The 15,862-nt window shown below is 52.6% G+C and carries 16 protein-coding genes; 11 read left to right on the top strand and 5 right to left on the bottom strand.

All coding sequences use genetic code 11. The annotated features are described in order from the left end of the window. Nucleotides 1-169: 169 nt before the first annotated feature. Nucleotides 170-1,468, top strand: a complete 1,299-nt coding sequence (locus tag ACT3TC_RS06135) for an NAD(P)/FAD-dependent oxidoreductase (RefSeq protein WP_444639485.1) — start codon at nucleotides 170-172, stop codon at nucleotides 1,466-1,468. Nucleotides 1,469-1,473: 5 nt separating this feature from the next. Here the strand turns inward: ACT3TC_RS06135 and rpe are convergent, their stop codons facing one another. Beyond that, entirely contained in the window at nucleotides 1,474-2,169 is a 696-nt protein-coding gene (gene rpe / locus ACT3TC_RS06130; RefSeq protein WP_172117100.1) for a ribulose-phosphate 3-epimerase, read from the bottom strand. 286 nt (nucleotides 2,170-2,455) lie between these two features. Here rpe and cysP point away from each other — a divergent pair, with 286 nt between their 5' ends. The 5 genes from cysP to ACT3TC_RS06105 all read left to right on the top strand — a co-directional run bounded on the left by cysP (nucleotide 2,456) and on the right by ACT3TC_RS06105 (nucleotide 7,036). Then, nucleotides 2,456-3,466 (top strand): thiosulfate ABC transporter substrate-binding protein CysP, encoded by a 1,011-nt coding sequence (cysP, locus tag ACT3TC_RS06125; protein WP_441678800.1) that lies wholly within the window; start codon nucleotides 2,456-2,458, stop codon nucleotides 3,464-3,466. Nucleotides 3,467-3,493: 27 nt separating this feature from the next. Then, nucleotides 3,494-4,348 carry a sulfate ABC transporter permease subunit CysT gene (gene cysT, locus ACT3TC_RS06120; protein WP_087106725.1) on the top strand — a complete coding sequence of 285 codons (855 nt, stop codon included), beginning with the start codon at nucleotides 3,494-3,496 and terminating at the stop codon, nucleotides 4,346-4,348. After that, the gene (gene cysW, locus ACT3TC_RS06115) at nucleotides 4,348-5,175 is read left to right on the top strand and encodes a sulfate ABC transporter permease subunit CysW (protein ID WP_172117102.1); all 828 of its coding nucleotides are present in this window, start codon (nucleotides 4,348-4,350) and stop codon (nucleotides 5,173-5,175) included. The genes cysT and cysW overlap by 1 nt, the downstream gene beginning before the upstream one ends. Continuing rightward, on the top strand, nucleotides 5,172-6,266 hold the full coding sequence (locus ACT3TC_RS06110; protein ID WP_193054950.1) for a sulfate/molybdate ABC transporter ATP-binding protein: 1,095 nt from the start codon (nucleotides 5,172-5,174) through the stop codon (nucleotides 6,264-6,266). Before cysW ends, ACT3TC_RS06110 begins: the two co-directional genes overlap by 4 nt. A gap of 176 nt (nucleotides 6,267-6,442) precedes the next feature. Next, nucleotides 6,443-7,036, top strand: a complete 594-nt coding sequence (locus ACT3TC_RS06105) for a YajG family lipoprotein (RefSeq protein WP_444639484.1) — start codon at nucleotides 6,443-6,445, stop codon at nucleotides 7,034-7,036. 23 nt (nucleotides 7,037-7,059) lie between these two features. On the opposite strand, the gene ACT3TC_RS06100 is transcribed toward ACT3TC_RS06105, so the two are convergent. From ACT3TC_RS06100 to ACT3TC_RS06090, 3 genes are all read right to left on the bottom strand, one after another. After that, a complete protein-coding gene (locus ACT3TC_RS06100) occupies nucleotides 7,060-7,692 on the bottom strand; it encodes a thiopurine S-methyltransferase (protein WP_193054952.1) in 633 nt (210 codons plus the stop codon). Between the two features lie 107 nt (nucleotides 7,693-7,799). Continuing rightward, nucleotides 7,800-8,429, bottom strand: coding sequence for a TIGR04211 family SH3 domain-containing protein (locus ACT3TC_RS06095; protein WP_172117106.1), 630 nt, complete (start codon nucleotides 8,427-8,429; stop codon nucleotides 7,800-7,802). Nucleotides 8,430-8,509: 80 nt separating this feature from the next. After that, on the bottom strand, nucleotides 8,510-8,839 hold the full coding sequence (locus ACT3TC_RS06090; RefSeq protein ID WP_018916745.1) for a DUF1820 family protein: 330 nt from the start codon (nucleotides 8,837-8,839) through the stop codon (nucleotides 8,510-8,512). A gap of 584 nt (nucleotides 8,840-9,423) precedes the next feature. On the opposite strand from ACT3TC_RS06090, the gene ACT3TC_RS06085 reads away from it, so the two are divergent. Continuing rightward, nucleotides 9,424-10,197 (top strand): TlyA family RNA methyltransferase, encoded by a 774-nt coding sequence (locus ACT3TC_RS06085; RefSeq protein WP_444639483.1) that lies wholly within the window; start codon nucleotides 9,424-9,426, stop codon nucleotides 10,195-10,197. Here ACT3TC_RS06085 and mscK read toward each other — a convergent pair. After that, nucleotides 10,194-13,496, bottom strand: a complete 3,303-nt coding sequence (gene mscK / locus ACT3TC_RS06080) for a mechanosensitive channel MscK (protein ID WP_444639527.1) — start codon at nucleotides 13,494-13,496, stop codon at nucleotides 10,194-10,196. The two genes, ACT3TC_RS06085 and mscK, sit on opposite strands and share 4 nt — an antisense overlap. A 214-nt stretch (nucleotides 13,497-13,710) precedes the next feature. On the opposite strand from mscK, the gene ACT3TC_RS06075 reads away from it, so the two are divergent. The 4 genes from ACT3TC_RS06075 to ACT3TC_RS06060 all read left to right on the top strand — a co-directional run bounded on the left by ACT3TC_RS06075 (nucleotide 13,711) and on the right by ACT3TC_RS06060 (nucleotide 15,851). Beyond that, nucleotides 13,711-14,742, top strand: a complete 1,032-nt coding sequence (locus ACT3TC_RS06075) for a phospholipase A (RefSeq protein WP_444639526.1) — start codon at nucleotides 13,711-13,713, stop codon at nucleotides 14,740-14,742. Nucleotides 14,743-14,822: 80 nt separating this feature from the next. Next, nucleotides 14,823-15,155, top strand: a complete 333-nt coding sequence (locus ACT3TC_RS06070) for a DUF883 family protein (protein WP_172117107.1) — start codon at nucleotides 14,823-14,825, stop codon at nucleotides 15,153-15,155. Then, nucleotides 15,155-15,559, top strand: coding sequence for a phage holin family protein (locus ACT3TC_RS06065; RefSeq protein WP_087106740.1), 405 nt, complete (start codon nucleotides 15,155-15,157; stop codon nucleotides 15,557-15,559). Before ACT3TC_RS06070 ends, ACT3TC_RS06065 begins: the two co-directional genes overlap by 1 nt. Then, nucleotides 15,534-15,851, top strand: a complete 318-nt coding sequence (locus ACT3TC_RS06060) for a YqjK family protein (RefSeq protein WP_172117109.1) — start codon at nucleotides 15,534-15,536, stop codon at nucleotides 15,849-15,851. Before ACT3TC_RS06065 ends, ACT3TC_RS06060 begins: the two co-directional genes overlap by 26 nt. Nucleotides 15,852-15,862: the final 11 nt, after the last annotated feature.

Below are 15,862 nucleotides of genomic sequence, written 5' to 3'. Positions count from 1 at the left end.
CTGCTCCCTTAACGCTGACTTATGTAGGCATTGGCAATGACACGCCTACCATTTTCAATGTCTTAACCAGCCAAATTGCTCAGCATCTTACTGCGTCCATGGCGCTAGCGCATTAGTCAGAAGAGAGAGAAGCTTCTATGCTAAAGCCAGATTAGCCAAGGAGAAACCAATGGCCATACCCAGGATTGTTATTGTCGGTGGCGGCGCAGGCGGTTTAGCGCTTGCGACTCGGTTAGGACATACGTTAGGAAAACGCAAGCGCGCTGAAATTGTATTGCTTGACCGCAATGCAACCCATGTATGGAAACCGCTGCTTCATGAGTTAGCGACGGGGGTTTTAAACTCCAGCATGGATGAGGTGGATTATCGCGGGCATTCATCTGCGCATTTCTACCGCTACCAACGCGGCTCACTGCATGGCCTGGATCGCGAACAGAAAGTACTACACTTATCGCCTATTTATGATGAAGACGGCAATGAAGTGCTCCCCGAGCGCACGCTAAAATACGACTTCCTGGTGCTTGCCTTGGGCAGCGTTTCCAACGACTTTGGTACTCAAGGGGTGGCCGAGCACTGCCACTTCATCGACTCTCCCCAGCAGGCCAAGCTGTTTCAACGGGAGATGATCAATACGTTTTTGCGCTATACCGATCCCTCATTACGTCAGCATACCGTGCTGACCATCGGCATTGTGGGTGGAGGCGCCACAGGGGTTGAGCTTGCTGCCGAGCTTTTCGACGCTTCGCGCTTACTTAACGCTTACGGGGTAACCGCACTGGACCATCAGCAAATTAGCGTGCATATCCTTGAAGCGGCCCCTCGACTTCTGCCTGGCCTTTCCGAACGCATTAGCCAGACCGTGCAACAAGAACTGGAAAAAATGGGCGTAACGGTGCATATCGGCACGGCGATTAAAGAAGCCCACGCCAACCAACTCATTACAGCCGACGGCGACACCATTGAAACCGACTTAAACGTATGGGCGGCAGGCATTAAAGCCCCCGAGTTTTTAACCAAACTGGGGCTTTCAACCAACAAGAAAAATCAGATTAACGTTGAAAAAACACTGCAGAGTGTTGATGACCCCAGCATTTTTGCCTTGGGTGATTGCGCCAGCTGCCCGCAGGGTGAAGATGGCACCGTACCTCCACGCGCTCAAGCGGCTCATCAGCAGGCGAAACTGCTAGCCAAAAATATCAACCATTTGCTGGAAGGCAAAGCACTTAACGAATTTCACTACCGCGACCACGGCTCGCTTGTTTCGCTGGCACGCTACGACGCGGTGGGTAATCTGATGCGCAGCTCAGCGTCGCGCGGCCTCTTTTTAGAAGGCTGGTTTGCTCGCCAGTGCTACGCATCGCTTTATCGCATGCATCAAGTGTCGATCCATGGCGTCCCGAAAACCGGGCTTACGTTGCTAGTCGATAAGATTAACCGCTACCTCAGGCCTCGCATGAAGCTACATTAAGCGTCTTAAACCTTGGCCAGCGCCGCACGCATTTTCTTGATAACCGAGTCATAGCCGTGTGGGTCGCTGGCCTGATGCGCGTTAAAAATAGCGGAGCCCGCCACAAAGGTATCCGCCCCTGCCGCTGCGATCTCGGCAATATTGTCGGCTTTTACGCCGCCATCAATTTCCAAACGAATCGCTTTACCGGATGCATCAATACGAGCACGCGCCTCGCGCAATTTATCCAGTGTGCCAGGAATAAACGACTGGCCACCAAACCCTGGGTTAACGCTCATTAGAAGCACCATATCGACCTTATCCATCACATAATCAAGATAAGAGAGCGGCGTTGCCGGATTAAATACCAGCCCTGCTTTGCAACCACCATCACGAATCAACTGAAGCGAGCGGTCGACATGCTCAGACGCTTCTGGGTGAAACGTAATATAGCTGGCCCCTGCCTCAATAAAATCGCTAATCATGCGATCAACCGGCTTCACCATCAAATGGACATCAATAGGCGCCGTTACACCATGATGTCGCAATGCTTTACATACCATGGGACCAATCGTCAGGTTCGGCACGTAATGGTTGTCCATTACATCAAAGTGGACAATATCAGCGCCCGCGGCCAGCACGTTATCCACCTCCTCCCCCAGGCGTGCAAAATCAGCGGAGAGAATAGAAGGGGCAATTAAAAAATCATGCGCAGCGGTCATGGGCACTCCTGACTAGCCATTGAAATGAGGGATTACCAGGTGGCGCAGCGACAACCTGGTGAAGCCCCTGGAAAACGGGCATTTTAACAGAGCAATTGAACAAACGGCGCGGTTTTGGCTACCCATTGCAGTTAATCATTTCCAACCATGTGTCTGCCCCTTTATCAATCAAGCACACCGTTATTTCTAAAAAGAATAACAATCGCAATTGTAATTCCACAATGTCAGGTTTAATCTTATGCCAATTACGATCCATATCGTTTACCGCTTAAAGAAGGAGCTTGCCATGTCTCTACCACTCTTTTTCCGTCGCAGCCTGCTTGCCATTACACTAGGCGCTAGCATCGCTAGCCCTGCCATGGCACAAGAGCGCGAAATGCTTAACTCCTCCTACGATATTGGGCGCGAGCTATTTAGCGCGATCAACCCTGAGTTTATCGCTTGGTGGCAAGAACAGAATGACGAACAAATCAGCGTTAACCAGTCCCACGGCGGCTCTTCTGCTCAGGCGCGTGCCATCCTGCAGGGTCTGCGAGCAGACGTCGTCACATTTAACCAGGTAACCGACGTTCAGGTACTGGCGGATGCTGGCTTGGCGAATGAGGATTGGCAGAGCGCGTTGGATAACAATGCATCGCCTTACTACTCCACGACGGCCTTTCTGGTTCGCAAGGACAATCCCAAAGGCATTGAAAACTGGGATGACCTGGTAAAAGAAGATGTTCAAGTCGTCTTCCCTAACCCCAAAACGTCCGGTAATGCGCGCTACACCTATTTAGCGGCATGGGGATTCGCCGACAAGGAATTTGACGGTGATGAAGAGCAGATCCAAGACTTTATGCGCACGTTCTTGGGCAATGTGGCCGTTTTTGACACTGGTGGCCGCGGCGCGACCACCAGCTTTATAGAGCGCGGTATCGGTGATGTGCTGATCAGTTTTGAATCCGAAGTGAATAATATTCGCCAAGAGTATGGCAGCGACGACTACGAAGTGGTCGTTCCTCCCATGAGTGTTTTAGCCGAATTCCCCGTCGCGGTCGTTACTGAAAATGCTGAGCGCAACGGCAATACCGATTTAGCGCAGGGATACCTTGAGTATCTCTACACTGAAGATGCCCAGCGACAGCTGGCGAACTTTAACTATCGCGTACATAACGAAACCGTGGTTGAAGAGTTTTCCGACCACTTCCCGGAAACTGAGCTGTTCAGCGTAGAAGACGTATTTGGTAGCTGGGACGAAGTAATGGAAACACACTTCGAGGGTGGCGCGCTGCTCGATCAACTACAGCGCCGTTAACAGGACGTCAGTCGTTATCAAAACATTATGAATCAACGCGCTTTACGACTAACCGGCAGCACGCGAGTGCTGCCGGGTTTTGGCCTTTCAATGGGTATCAGCGTGCTGTTTATCTCGCTGGTGCTGGTACTACCTATCACTGGGCTTTTCGGGCAGCTTGCCGAACTAAGCCTTGCCCAATACTGGTCAATTATTACCGAAGGCCGAGTGGTCGCAAGCTATATGGTCACTATGGGCGCAGCGGCGGTGGCGGCATTAATTAATGCGGTCTTCGGTCTGCTACTCGCATGGGTATTGGTGCGCTACGAGTTTCCCGGCAAGCGACTGCTGGATGCTTTAATGGACCTGCCGTTTGCTCTCCCCACAGCGGTGGCGGGCATTACGCTGGCCACTCTCTATGCCAGCAGTGGCTGGATGGGGCGCCTGCTTGAGCCTTTGGGCCTTCAAGTGGCCTACACCTGGGTCGGTATCGCGCTGGCCATGGCATTTACCAGTATCCCGTTTGTGGTACGCACCGTGCAGCCCGTACTGGAAGACTTACCCGCTGAGGTTGACGAAGCCGCCATGTCACTGGGCGCAACCGACTGGGTGGCCTTTCGCCGGGTGATCATGCCGCACTTATGGCCCGCTCTGGTGACAGGAACAGGCCTTGCGTTTGTGCGCTCGCTTGGCGAATTTGGCGCGATTATCTTTATCGCAGGCAATATGCCCTACGAAACGGAAATTACCGCGTTAATGATTTTCGTCAAGCTGCAGGAGTATGACTACGCAGGCGCCTCCGCAGTGGCCTCCGTAGTGCTGTTTGTTTCGCTCGCGCTGCTGCTTGCCATCAACATTTGGCAAGGCCGTTTTGTCCGCCGCCTGCATGGAGGTAAGGGATAATGCGTAGAATTGGTGATGCACCGGGCGTCAAGCGCCTGCTAATTGGCGCGGCGTTAATCCTTTCGGCGCTGTTTTTATTGCTGCCGCTTGTCGCCATTTTCGCTCAGGCCTTTTCTCAGGGCGTTGCGACTTTCTGGGTCAATGTAAGCAATTACTTTACCCTGCATGCGATTGGTCTAACGCTGGTCATCGCCCTGCTCACCATTCCTATTTGCCTGGTGTTTGGCGTGGCCCTGGCGTGGCTTGTTACGCGGTTTAGCTTTCCAGGTCGACGCATTCTGCAAACCTTGATTGATATCCCCTTTGCCGTTTCCCCTGTTGTTGCCGGGCTTATTTACCTGCTGCTTTACGGCCGCAATGGGTGGATCGGCAGTTGGCTGGATGGCCATGATATTCAGCTGATGTTTGCCTGGCCTGGAATTTTGATGGTGACCGTGTTTGTTACCTGCCCCTTCGTTGCCCGCGAGCTGATTCCGCTGATGCAGGCGCAGGGCTCGCGTGAGGAAGAGGCAGCCGCCACGCTAGGAGCCAAAGGGTGGGTAACCTTTTGGCGGGTCACACTGCCGAATATCCGCTGGGCACTGCTTTACGGGATTATTTTAACCAACGCCCGCGCCGTCGGTGAATTTGGCGCAGTATCGGTAGTCTCAGGCGCGATACGTGGTCAAACCAATACACTTCCTCTTCACCTTGAACAGCTTTACCAGGACTACAATGCGGTTGGTGCATTTGCATGCGCGGCACTGTTAGCACTGATTGCCCTGCTTACCCTGGCGGCCAAGGCTAGCCTGGAATGGCGCGCATCGCGCCGGGAGGCGCTCTTATGAGCATTCGCTTAGAAAATATTGCAAAACACTTTGGCAACACGCAGGCCCTTGAACCTGTCAATCTGGATATCCATGAGGGCGAATTAGTCGGCCTTCTGGGGCCCTCGGGGTCGGGCAAGACCACGCTTTTGCGGATTATTGCTGGCCTTGAAAGTGCTGACCACGCTACCCAGTCGGCCAGAATCATGTTCGGCGAACGCGATGTCACAAATGTACATGTGCGCGACCGGCGTATCGGCTTCGTATTTCAGCACTATGCGCTGTTTCGTCATATGAGCGTTTACGATAACGTCGCGTTTGGCTTGACGGTGATGGCCAAAAAAGAGCGCCCTTCCAGCGGTGAAATTCGCGCACGCGTGTTTCGCCTGCTTGAAATGGTTCAGCTTGAACACCTGGCCAAGCGTTACCCCGCCCAGCTTTCAGGCGGCCAACAGCAGCGTGTTTCTCTCGCCCGTGCGTTAGCGGTAAAACCCGACGTACTGCTACTTGATGAACCGTTTGGCGCGCTGGATGCCAAGGTACGCCAGGACTTACGCCGCTGGCTTCGTCGCCTACACAGCGAGCTGAACTTTACCAGCGTTTTTGTTACCCATGACCAGGAAGAAGCACTGGAGCTTTCCGACCGAGTCGTGGTAATGAGCAATGGGCGCATTGAGCAAATTGATGCTCCGGACACACTCTATCATTCGCCAAAAAATCGCTTTGTCTTCGAGTTTTTGGGTGACGTCAACCACTTGGAAGGCAGCGTTCGTAACGGCATTTTGACCTGCGGCGATGCCTATTTGCACGTTGACCTACCCGAAGGTAGCGAAGAACTGCTTTTGCGCCCTCACGAGGTACGCCTGGCAGAACAGCCAAGCGACACCTGCCATCTACCGGTAGTGATAACGGCGATCTCCCCCGTAGGTGCCGAAGTGCGTGTTGAGCTGGAAGCTGACTGGCTGGAGAAGCCCTGGCTTGCGACCGTGCGTCATGCGGATTTTGAACGTTTAGCGATGAAGCGCGGGCAACGCCTTTATGCCCACCCGCGCCAGTGGCACCGTTTTAAAGACGGGGTAACGGACTCAGCAAAACAGGCACGAGCCGCTTAACTAGCCAACAGCGCCCACCCTTTATCCTGCTGGCGTTTTGCGCATAACAGCGGCATAGTTATTCAAAGAGCTCTATTTGAGACTAGCTCTTTGAAACAAGCGCTTTGAAACAAACTATCTGAAACAGGTTATTAGAACCAGTTCTTGGAACAAACCGTTACTGCGGGGAATAAAATATGCTTCGGCGCCAGTTTTTACGTCTTTCAGGAGTGCTGTTGGCAGGCCTCTGGTTAGCAGGCTGCTCAGGGCCTCAATACCTTCAGCTTAGCCCGGAGCGTAGTACGAACGTGCCGCAAGCCGGGTCAGGCCAACACGTCACGGTCGTCGCCGTTGATGCTCGAGAAAGCGAGGTTATTGGTACAAGGGCTGGCGGCAGCATGTCAACGGCTCAGATTACCGTTAGCAGCCATGAACTGATTCCCCAACTGCAAGCAGAAGCCGAGCGCGCGGTTCACGATATGGGCTTTAACCCCACCACCGAGCAGGCCCAAGGCCGACCTACCCTTACCCTGGAGCTTGTTAGCCTACAGTATGGGCGTGGCGACAGCGGTCAGCCTTTGGTAGACGAGGCGCGTATTGAGGGCGTTTTCCGGGCCATCGCCCAGAATAAAGGCACCACGTATACCGGCACCTACACCTCGCGCCGCACACAAGGCTATGCCGTTAGGCCGGGTGAAGATGCTAATACACGTATGCTGAATGATCTGCTCAGCGACGGCCTTAACCGGGCCTTCAACGACCCAGAGCTTGGTCAGCTACTCGCCCGCTGATATATATTGAGCGCGCCGGTACGCTATTTGTGTGGCCCGCGCCGCTCTAATGACCAGACAGACTCTGTTCGGCCCCGTTCATCGGGGCTTCCTTGCTCAAGCAGCGTGACGCGAAAATTGGGTGTGAACAGTTGAGTCACTTCCTGGTCAGGCACGCTATACGGCGGACCCGCGCCCTCATCCTCATGCGTTATGCTCACCAACAGCCCAGCGGCTCCGGGCGGAACCAGCTGGGCCAAGTGGAATGCATAGCGCTCGCGCGTGGCAGGCGGTAACGCAATCAGTGCTGCACGATCATAAAACGCGCCTACTTCGGCAGCTTGGCGTATGTGCAAATGAAAAAAATCCCCACACCAGAGTTCCACACTACCTTGACGTGATATTTCAAACCCTGCTTGGGTATAGCGCGATACAGGCGTCTGGCGTTGGGCCAGGAATTGCGCTATTGCCTCAGGCGCCAACTCAATGCCTAGCACCGGATGCCCCGCATCAGCCAGCCAACGCATGTCCAGGCTTTTACCACACAAGGGCACCAGCACTTTAGTGCCCTGCTCAACGCCCAATGTGGGCCAGTACTCAAGCAGCGCTGGATGCGGCTGAGACAGATGAAAACCAATCCGACCTTCTTGCCAGCGCTGCCGCCAGGAAGTGCTCATTAGACGCCCTTTTACCCTTGAATCCAGAACCTAAAAAACGGGTCCTGATGCTGAGAACCTGGAACTTAAAACCTGGAGTTTAAAACCTGGAGCTTAAAACCCGGAACCTAGAACCAGCGATCACGCTTTTTACGCCGACGCGGCAAGTGCGGAACGATAAGCCCCACTAACAACCCGGCACCCGCCACACCGCCGCCATACATGAAGTAGCGCATTAACAGGTCTTCTTCCTGGGTATCCAACCGAGCCTGAAGCGCGCGTACCTGCTGGCGCGACTGCTCGGCCTCGTTATCAAGCTCGTTATTGCGCGTTTCAAGGTCAGCAATGCGCTGCTCGCGCAGTTCAAGCGTCTCTGTCATCGAGGAGGTGCGCTGCTCCCAGGTATCGTTAATACCATCAAGCTCTGCGGTGAGCTCATCGACCCGGGCCTGGAGCACCGGCAACTGCTCGCGAGCACTAGGCGTTTCCTGGATTTCGTTCGTCAATACCCACACGGTGTCGCCGCTTTGGCCACGCACCCGGGTGTAATCACCGCTCTCTTCCAGTACCTCTACCTGCTCACCGGCATTTAAAGTGCCAATAATGCGGTATCCATCCGTAGGCCCGCTGCGCACGTAAGTGCTCAACTCATCGCTCACCCACGCTTGACCGTCGGTTTGTGCCATTGCTTGTGCGCTGGCCACACTTAATAAAACACCGGCCGCGATATAAGAGAAACGAAATTTATCTGCTTGCATAACGTCATGTCCTGATTAAAAAAACGCTGCATAGCGGACGAGGCCACCAGCGCTTACAGCGTCGCGCCTGTCTTGAGCGCTTATCCTTCGCTACGTGGTGGTAGGGGGAAGGGACGAGGAAACTCAGCAACGCGGGCATCGCTTTTTACTGCCTTCAAAGGGCCTTCACGCTCCACCTCATCAATACGCACAATCGCATTAAGAGGCAGGTAGCTACGTTTGACACCCTCGAAGGTTCGCTGCAATTTTTCAGTTGCAGGATCAACAACTACCCGTGACGCGTCGTCAAAGACAAACTCCTCGACTTCAATAAAGCCCCAGAGTTCGCTTTGAAATATTTCTCGAACGTATAAATCCCAAATTTCACCCTGTTGGTGAACCACTACTCGATAAATCGGCTTGGCCGCCATTTTGGCCTATCCCTCTTGCCCTATGAACATAAAATTTTCCGGCCTAGCGTACCATAACCCTATCAGCAGAGCCTTAGCTGACCTGACTCAATGCGTTAATAAACGCTAACTGCCCACTCTACGATCTACTCATTAGCCGATATAGCGGGCGTCGTGTAGGGTGAAGAGAGCGAACGGGAATACTCTCGCCCTACAGGAGTAACGGTCATGCAAAAGAAGAGGCCCACGATAAAGCAGGCCGCCTGGGGCACCCGTTATCCGCACCGCCTTTGGCACTCACTGGGGGCTGATTTATTTTAAAGGCGATGATGCTCATACCCTGCGTGACCTTCTAAAATGACAGGAAGACCTCGACTTCTATGTATAATCCCCCTGACCACCGGGACAAGGGGTCATTGTGACGCCTCATAATGGCGCTATTGTGAGTACCGCAGGTAACGAATGACGAGCTTGATAGCGTCAAACAGTCTTTATATCGCAGTTGGGGAGCCTCTCGCTTGCCCGGTACCGAGTTACAGGCCCTTGAAGGGTCTCACTCGCCACTTAACCCGTTATAGCCACGCGTTTAATTAACCATGTCATCAATGTTAAGACTCGATCAACTACTGGTCAGCCAAGGGTTAGCCAGTTCGCGTACACGTGCCCAGCGGCTTATTCGCCATGGGCGTGTGCGTTTAGAGGCGCCTTCGCGCGTGCTTACCAAACCCTCTGAAAAGTGGCCTGAGGATACACCGCTATTGGTCGACGACGACCCTGAGGAGCGTTATGTCTCTCGCGCCGGTTTAAAACTTGAAAGCGTATTAACGGTTTTAAATAAGCGCTTGGATGACCATGTCATTTTGGATGTAGGACAGTCCACGGGGGGCTTTACCGATTGCGCGTTGCACTTTGGCGCACGCCACGTGATTGGCGTAGAAGTTGGCCATAGCCAGCTCGCGGAATCGCTACGTACCCACCCGCGTGTTACGTGCCTCGAAGGCCTTAACGCCAGGCACATGAGTTCATCCGTAGCACTGCAAGAAGCGATTACCGCGACTCCTATTGATACCGCAGTGATGGACGTCTCCTTTATTTCTCAGACGCTGATTTTGCCGGAGATCGCCGCACTGCTGCCAACAGGAGGAGAGCTAATTTCGCTGGTTAAACCTCAGTTTGAACTCACCCCTGGAGCGCTGGATAAGCGGGGCATCGTTCGACGCGCGGCCGACTACCACACAGTGGAAGAAAAGATTTGCAAGGCCTGTGACGCTTGTGGGTTAGCGGTGCAGCACTGGCAAGAGAGCCCGATTACCGGAGGAGACGGTAATCGGGAGTTTCTTCTTCATGCCCTTAAGCCTGCCCCCCTGACATACGCCTAACTATGCGTAGACGGCGGTAACTTATTAATTGACTGCACTTTGACCGACTCCCCCCGGTCTCGGTGCAGCCATACATCCATCTGCTCAAACGCCACACGAACACCTGCTTTTTGAAACAGCTCATTTACCCGACAATTGATTTCATCCGTCGCAGGCAAGCGCTCCTTGATGTCATCAACAAAAATGCGCAACTCAAAATTGAAGCTATGGTTGCCATAGCTCAAACAGAACACCTGAGGCTCCGGGTCAATCAACACCCGCTCGTTTTCATCTGCCGCCTGGCGTAAAAGCTGATGCACTTTGGCCAGGTCCGAGTTATGCGCAACGCCATACGTCAGCACGACCCTGGTCACGTTATCTGAAAGAGACCAGTTAATAAGCTGATCCGTCACAAAGGTTTTATTGGGAATAATAATTTCTTTGCGATCGAAGTCAGTAACGGTTGTCGCTCGTATCCTTATGCGGTTCACGGTCCCGTGCAAGTTGCCCAGCGTAATCGTATCCCCAATGCGGATAGGCCGTTCGAACAGGATAATCAAACCTGAAATGAAGTTGGCAAAGATTTCCTGTAACCCAAAGCCCAGCCCCACACTGAGCGCCGCCACCAGCCACTGTAACTTGTCCCAGGAAACGCCCAGAGTGGCCAACGCAATCAGCATGCCCGTACCCACAATCGCATACGAGAGCAACGAACTGATGGCATAGGCACTGCCCTGTTTTAGCGCCAAGCGAGACAAGACCATTACCTCTAAAAGGCCAGGCAGGTTACGCGCCATAATAAAGGTGACCGCGACCACCAGCAGCGCGGTAATAACATCCGTGACAGACAGTTCACTGCCAATCAAATCTTCATCGCCAGAATCCCACAGGGAAACGTGATCCAGATATCCCACCACGGATAAAAGATCCGACCAGACAAGATATAAAAGTAAGCTGAAGCCGATTAATAAAATCAGCTTGGAGAGGCGTAGCGACTGAGTATTGATTTTCTCCATATCCAGCGGCGGCTCTTCCACCACCTCCACCCCCCCTTCAGCTTCCTCCTGCGCTTGAGCACGTCGGGCAAGCGCTCGTCGGTAAGCCAAGCGTCTGGCGGCCACAGCCAAACTACGCACTACCGTCGCCTCAACAACCACCCACAGCCCCAATAAATAAAGCGTGATCGCAAACCGCCCCGCCAAACGCAGTGCGGTGTATTCATACCCCCACACGATCAAGCCCACCAATACGAGCGGGATGGCAGCCATGGCGAGTCCCAACACCAAACGGAATAAGCGAAGCCCAAAAAAAGGAACATGTGCCAAAATCAGCTTCGTTAGCCACCAGCTCATGGCTAACAGCCCCGCGACCATCAGGCCCAGTGCAATAGGACGCAAGGCTAGAGGTGCTTGCACCTGCCCCGATATTGTCGCAATCGCTATCACCGGCACCAGCGCAAACCCCAGCCAACGTAATAGCTTACGAATCTGGGCGTTATAACGAGCAGGCCAGGTAAAGTGCCGTTCGGCAACGCCATCAGGTGCGAGCAAACGTCGCCCCCACGCGACCACCCCCCAGCTTAACGCGAGCTGCATTAACGCAGGCGCAATACTGTGGGTTAATGCATCGTCTGTTTCGCGAAGCCCTACTCCAACACCGGCTAGCATCAACGGCCCCGGAATAGCCAATAGCGCGTTTAACAGCACTGCTTTTGGTGTGTGTAACTGAGTATCGCTTTTTAAACGACCAATCTGAGAATGGATAGTCGCCAAGCGCTCTTTTATCCGCGCGCGTAACCCGATGAGCAACAGGCCAAGTAGCATCCATGGCAGCCCAAACACTATTTTCCAGGAAAGCGCCTGCCAGTGGTTTGAAAAAATGACTCGCCACTCGCCTTCTCGCCACTCCAGGCGAATGTTGTTGGGCAATTGGCGCAGCCAGTTAATATCCACAGGCTGACTGTTAGCGACCCAAAATAACTGCTCATAAATGGTGGTACGTAGCTCGCGTGTCGTGGTGAGCAGCTGCTTCTGATTAAGCTGTAGCTCAATCGCAGAACTTAAAAGGCTGCTGTAGGATTGCTCCAACTGCTCTACCAGCTCACGACGCTCTCTATAAATCTGGTTCAATGCGTCGATCACACTTGGGGTTGCCTCAAGGCCTGCCTCCTCCACGCGCTGAATGGCTAACCGTCTGCCGTGGCGCAACTGGTCACTCTGACGGGTTAAATCAAACTGTCTCAATCGAAGATCCGCAATTTCATCCTGCAAATGTCGATGCGGAACTGGCGTAGGCAATGATTGGCGCTGCTCATTTAAAATAAGTGATAACAAATGACTCCCACGCATGGCATCGATCTGTTCATTGAGGCTACGCTGCAATTGGAGTACATAGTCCAGATCACGCTGCGCCTCAAAATTTTCACGCAAGATAGTGTTGCTGCGGTCAGTTGCCTGCAGCAGTTCCTGGCTTATGCGTTGATTAACTTGCTGGGCATCAAGTATGACAGGGTTGCCCTCAGCCAAAAGCGAATTATCCACGATGGCTTCGGCCGCCACTTGCTCAGACTCAAGGGTACGCTGAAGATCAATGGCACTCTCAAGTAAACCCAAGCGCTTTTCCTGGTAATCAATTTGCAACGAAAAGAGGTCGCGCCGTTGTTGCGCGAGTTCACGCAATCGACTGTTAACACTTAACTCTCGTTGGTTATAAGCGGCATCTCGTTCCGCCAAGAGACGTGCCAAGCCAAGCTGTATGAGCTGCGCATCCTTTGAGAGTGAGAGCTGGCTATCCGTTAATAGCGCTTCGCGATCGTCGTACTCACGGCGTAGCGTTTCAGCACGTTGCAGGGCATTGGAGATTGCCTGCTGGGCTCGCTCGGGTAACGTAATCGAGGCCAGTAACTGCGAGTTCACATCGGTCAATTCCCCTTGCAGCTGCTGCAGTTCAAGGACAGCATCTGCCTGCTGTGACGTTAAATCGTCCAACGACATATCGGCGAATGTTTGGGCAGTTAACTGCTGAAAACTCTCCTCCACCTCACCCAACGCAAGCTCTAACTGGTACAACTGTTCAGGCGCCTCATCAACCCGCTGATTAAGTACCTTTAAACGTTCATCATTAGCATCCAAACGTTGGTAAATTTCCAGCGCGGCCCTTAAATTGGTCTGCTCGCTAACCTGCTGCGCGGTTAGCTCACCGTCTACTGAATCGAACGCTGCCAAGCGCTCCGCTATTGTCTCTTGTGAGGGTACTTGATCAACGTCAAAGGCGCCCTGAACGCTAACGCACACCGTCATCAAATAAAGCGCCAAGAGCACCTTCAAGGTATAATTACAGATACATCTAACCACGGTTGATATACCCTCAGAAAAAATTGATAGTGGTAAAAATTAAATACCAGACATTGTCAGGGGTTCCATTGACCTGCGCAACGAAGAGGTTGACTTACTCTCTTGGCATGTATAGAAACGACTCTGATAATTGATCCTTCCCCTTTATTATTTGCGAGTCGCTTCAATGGTCACCCGAAAAATGGTCACCCGAAAACTGCTGTATGCAAGCGTAATAGCCTTGCTAAGCACAGTAACGTACAGTAGCCCTGCCTTAGCCGACTCCCAGGAAGAAATTGAAGCGCGTATTCGTGAGCTCAAGAGTGAACTCTACCAGCTTCAACAACAACTAAATAACCAGACAGCACTTGGCGACACGCCTGCAAAAGTGACGGTAAAGCAACCACCCGAAGTCGCCGCTCGTGAAGATATCATCGAACGCCGGCTGCTTGAGCAAGAATCAACACGCAATCCCTTTTCGATCACCACACACCGCCTTAACTATTTGTTCCCTGTCAGCTATAACGCAAAACCGAATGCTGAGAATTTTCGGGAAATCACCACTGATTCAGACGCGGATCGCTACGAAATCAAGTTCCAATTAAGCGTTAAAGCCAACCTGGTAGAAGGTGTTTTCGGCGATGCAGGGGATCTCTATTTTGGCTATACCCAGCGCAGCTGGTGGCAGGCTTACAATACCGATGCCTCCTCCCCGTTTAGAGAAACCAATTACGAACCCGAGCTGTTTATCGACTTCGATAACGCCTGGGATGCGCTTGGCTGGGTAAATACACGCAATCGCGTTGCATTTAATCACCAATCGAATGGCCGCTCAGACCCTCTCTCGCGCAGTTGGAACCGCGTCTACCTGGAAAGCACATTCCAACGTGGCGATTGGGCAGTGACATTCGCTCCTTTTTGGCGCGTTCCTGAGTCTGCCAGTAATGATGATAATCCTGATATTGAACGTTATATGGGCTATGGCGATATCCATATTGCCAAGCGGCTCAATAACAATCATGAAATCAGCGCGTTATTTCGAGGCAACCCGGGCGCAGGTAACTACGGCACTCAAATTGACTACAGCTGGCCTACGTTTGGCAACCTGCGCGGGCACATCCAGTATTACTATGGCTATGGTGAAAGCATGATTGACTACGATGATCGTGTTAACCGTCTAAGCATTGGTTTTAGTTTAAATCCCCTGTTTAGTGCGACGGGTTTGAACCGCTAAAAAATGGCCTTGTCTATCATGTGTCGGCTGCTATGCTGATATAGATTAATTATTTCATTCATTCGTCAAAGGAAGACAAAATGGCTAAGCGTCAATTCGATACTGAGCACCGCGCTGACCAGTGGAAAGAAGATCTGCGCCACTTAAGCGACACCATAGAAGAACTGGTTAACGCAACGTCCAAGGATGCCAGCAGCGAAATGCACGACCTTCGCGCCCGTGCTGAAAGCCGCCTTAAAAATGCTCGTGAACGCCTGGAAGCTCGCGGCGAGCGAATTTATGATGAAACCCGTGAAACGCTTTCAAATCAAGTTGACTGCTGTGATCGTTATGTACGCGAAAACCCGTGGTCCAGCATCGGTATCGGCGCGGCCGTCGGTCTATTGGTAGGTATGCTGCTCGGACGCCGCTAATGTCTTTGGGGCCAACCCAACGCGTATTTTCTGCCGCCAAGCGCTTGGTAAGGTCACTGGTTGCTAACAGTGAAACCCGACTGCGTTTGGCGGTTTTAGAACTCGAAGAAGAGCGCGCTCGTTTAGTCACCCTGTTTCTTTTGACCGGCGCCAGCTTATTACTTTTATTGCTGGGTGTAATAACGCTTACCGCGCTAGTCATCGTGGTTTTTTGGGACTCTTACAGGCTGCTGGCGATTGGTGTCAGCGCGGGAGTCCTAATAGCAGCCAGTTTATTATTGGCAGCCATTGCTATTCGTCAGGCCAAACGGCATACGTTTTTAAAAGAAACGCTTAAACAACTAGCGGCTGATCGTGCTCTGCTTGAGGTGAAAGGCGATGAAGCAAACCAACAAGAGCGTTAAGCCGCCCAACCGCTCTAAGCGTATAAGCCGTGCTGAGCGCAAAGCAGCATTACTTGCACAGCTTGAGCAGCAGCGCATTGATATTCTGGTATGCAGCGACTATCTACAGCGTTCGGCCTCCCCACTTGATCAAAAGTGGCGCAGCATCAAGTTACCGCTTTACGCCGCTGGCGGTCTGCTCGCCTACAAATTTGTACGCAGACCGGGCGGAGTAATGGCAGCCGGTAGAAAAGCGCTTGCAGGCTATATGCTATTTCGCAAACTGAAGCTGCTTTCTAACGTTGTTACTTAATTGCCGGGCCG

The sequence above is a fragment of the Halomonas sp. AOP27-A1-41 genome, from assembly GCF_052378605.1.
Lineage (GTDB): Bacteria > Pseudomonadota > Gammaproteobacteria > Pseudomonadales > Halomonadaceae > Vreelandella > Vreelandella citrativorans.
This window is presented reverse-complemented; position numbering and strand designations above follow the sequence as displayed.

What these genes read in the sequence shown, in the direction of transcription:
- rpe (WP_172117100.1), bottom strand. Translation starts at nt 2,169, where the DNA reads ATGACCGCTGCGCATGATTTTTTAATTGCCCCTTCTATTCTCTCCGCT.
- ACT3TC_RS06110 (WP_193054950.1), top strand. Translation starts at nt 5,172, where the DNA reads ATGAGCATTCGCTTAGAAAATATTGCAAAACACTTTGGCAACACGCAG.
- ACT3TC_RS06090 (WP_018916745.1), bottom strand. Translation starts at nt 8,839, where the DNA reads ATGGCGGCCAAGCCGATTTATCGAGTAGTGGTTCACCAACAGGGTGAA.
- ACT3TC_RS06075 (WP_444639526.1), top strand. Translation starts at nt 13,711, where the DNA reads ATGGTCACCCGAAAACTGCTGTATGCAAGCGTAATAGCCTTGCTAAGC.
- ACT3TC_RS06065 (WP_087106740.1), top strand. Translation starts at nt 15,155, where the DNA reads ATGTCTTTGGGGCCAACCCAACGCGTATTTTCTGCCGCCAAGCGCTTG.
- cysT (WP_087106725.1), top strand. Translation starts at nt 3,494, where the DNA reads ATGAATCAACGCGCTTTACGACTAACCGGCAGCACGCGAGTGCTGCCG.
- cysP (WP_441678800.1), top strand. Translation starts at nt 2,456, where the DNA reads ATGTCTCTACCACTCTTTTTCCGTCGCAGCCTGCTTGCCATTACACTA.
- ACT3TC_RS06070 (WP_172117107.1), top strand. Translation starts at nt 14,823, where the DNA reads ATGGCTAAGCGTCAATTCGATACTGAGCACCGCGCTGACCAGTGGAAA.
- ACT3TC_RS06095 (WP_172117106.1), bottom strand. Translation starts at nt 8,429, where the DNA reads ATGCAAGCAGATAAATTTCGTTTCTCTTATATCGCGGCCGGTGTTTTA.
- ACT3TC_RS06135 (WP_444639485.1), top strand. Translation starts at nt 170, where the DNA reads ATGGCCATACCCAGGATTGTTATTGTCGGTGGCGGCGCAGGCGGTTTA.
- ACT3TC_RS06100 (WP_193054952.1), bottom strand. Translation starts at nt 7,692, where the DNA reads ATGAGCACTTCCTGGCGGCAGCGCTGGCAAGAAGGTCGGATTGGTTTT.
- ACT3TC_RS06085 (WP_444639483.1), top strand. Translation starts at nt 9,424, where the DNA reads ATGTTAAGACTCGATCAACTACTGGTCAGCCAAGGGTTAGCCAGTTCG.
- ACT3TC_RS06060 (WP_172117109.1), top strand. Translation starts at nt 15,534, where the DNA reads ATGAAGCAAACCAACAAGAGCGTTAAGCCGCCCAACCGCTCTAAGCGT.
- cysW (WP_172117102.1), top strand. Translation starts at nt 4,348, where the DNA reads ATGCGTAGAATTGGTGATGCACCGGGCGTCAAGCGCCTGCTAATTGGC.
- ACT3TC_RS06105 (WP_444639484.1), top strand. Translation starts at nt 6,443, where the DNA reads ATGCTTCGGCGCCAGTTTTTACGTCTTTCAGGAGTGCTGTTGGCAGGC.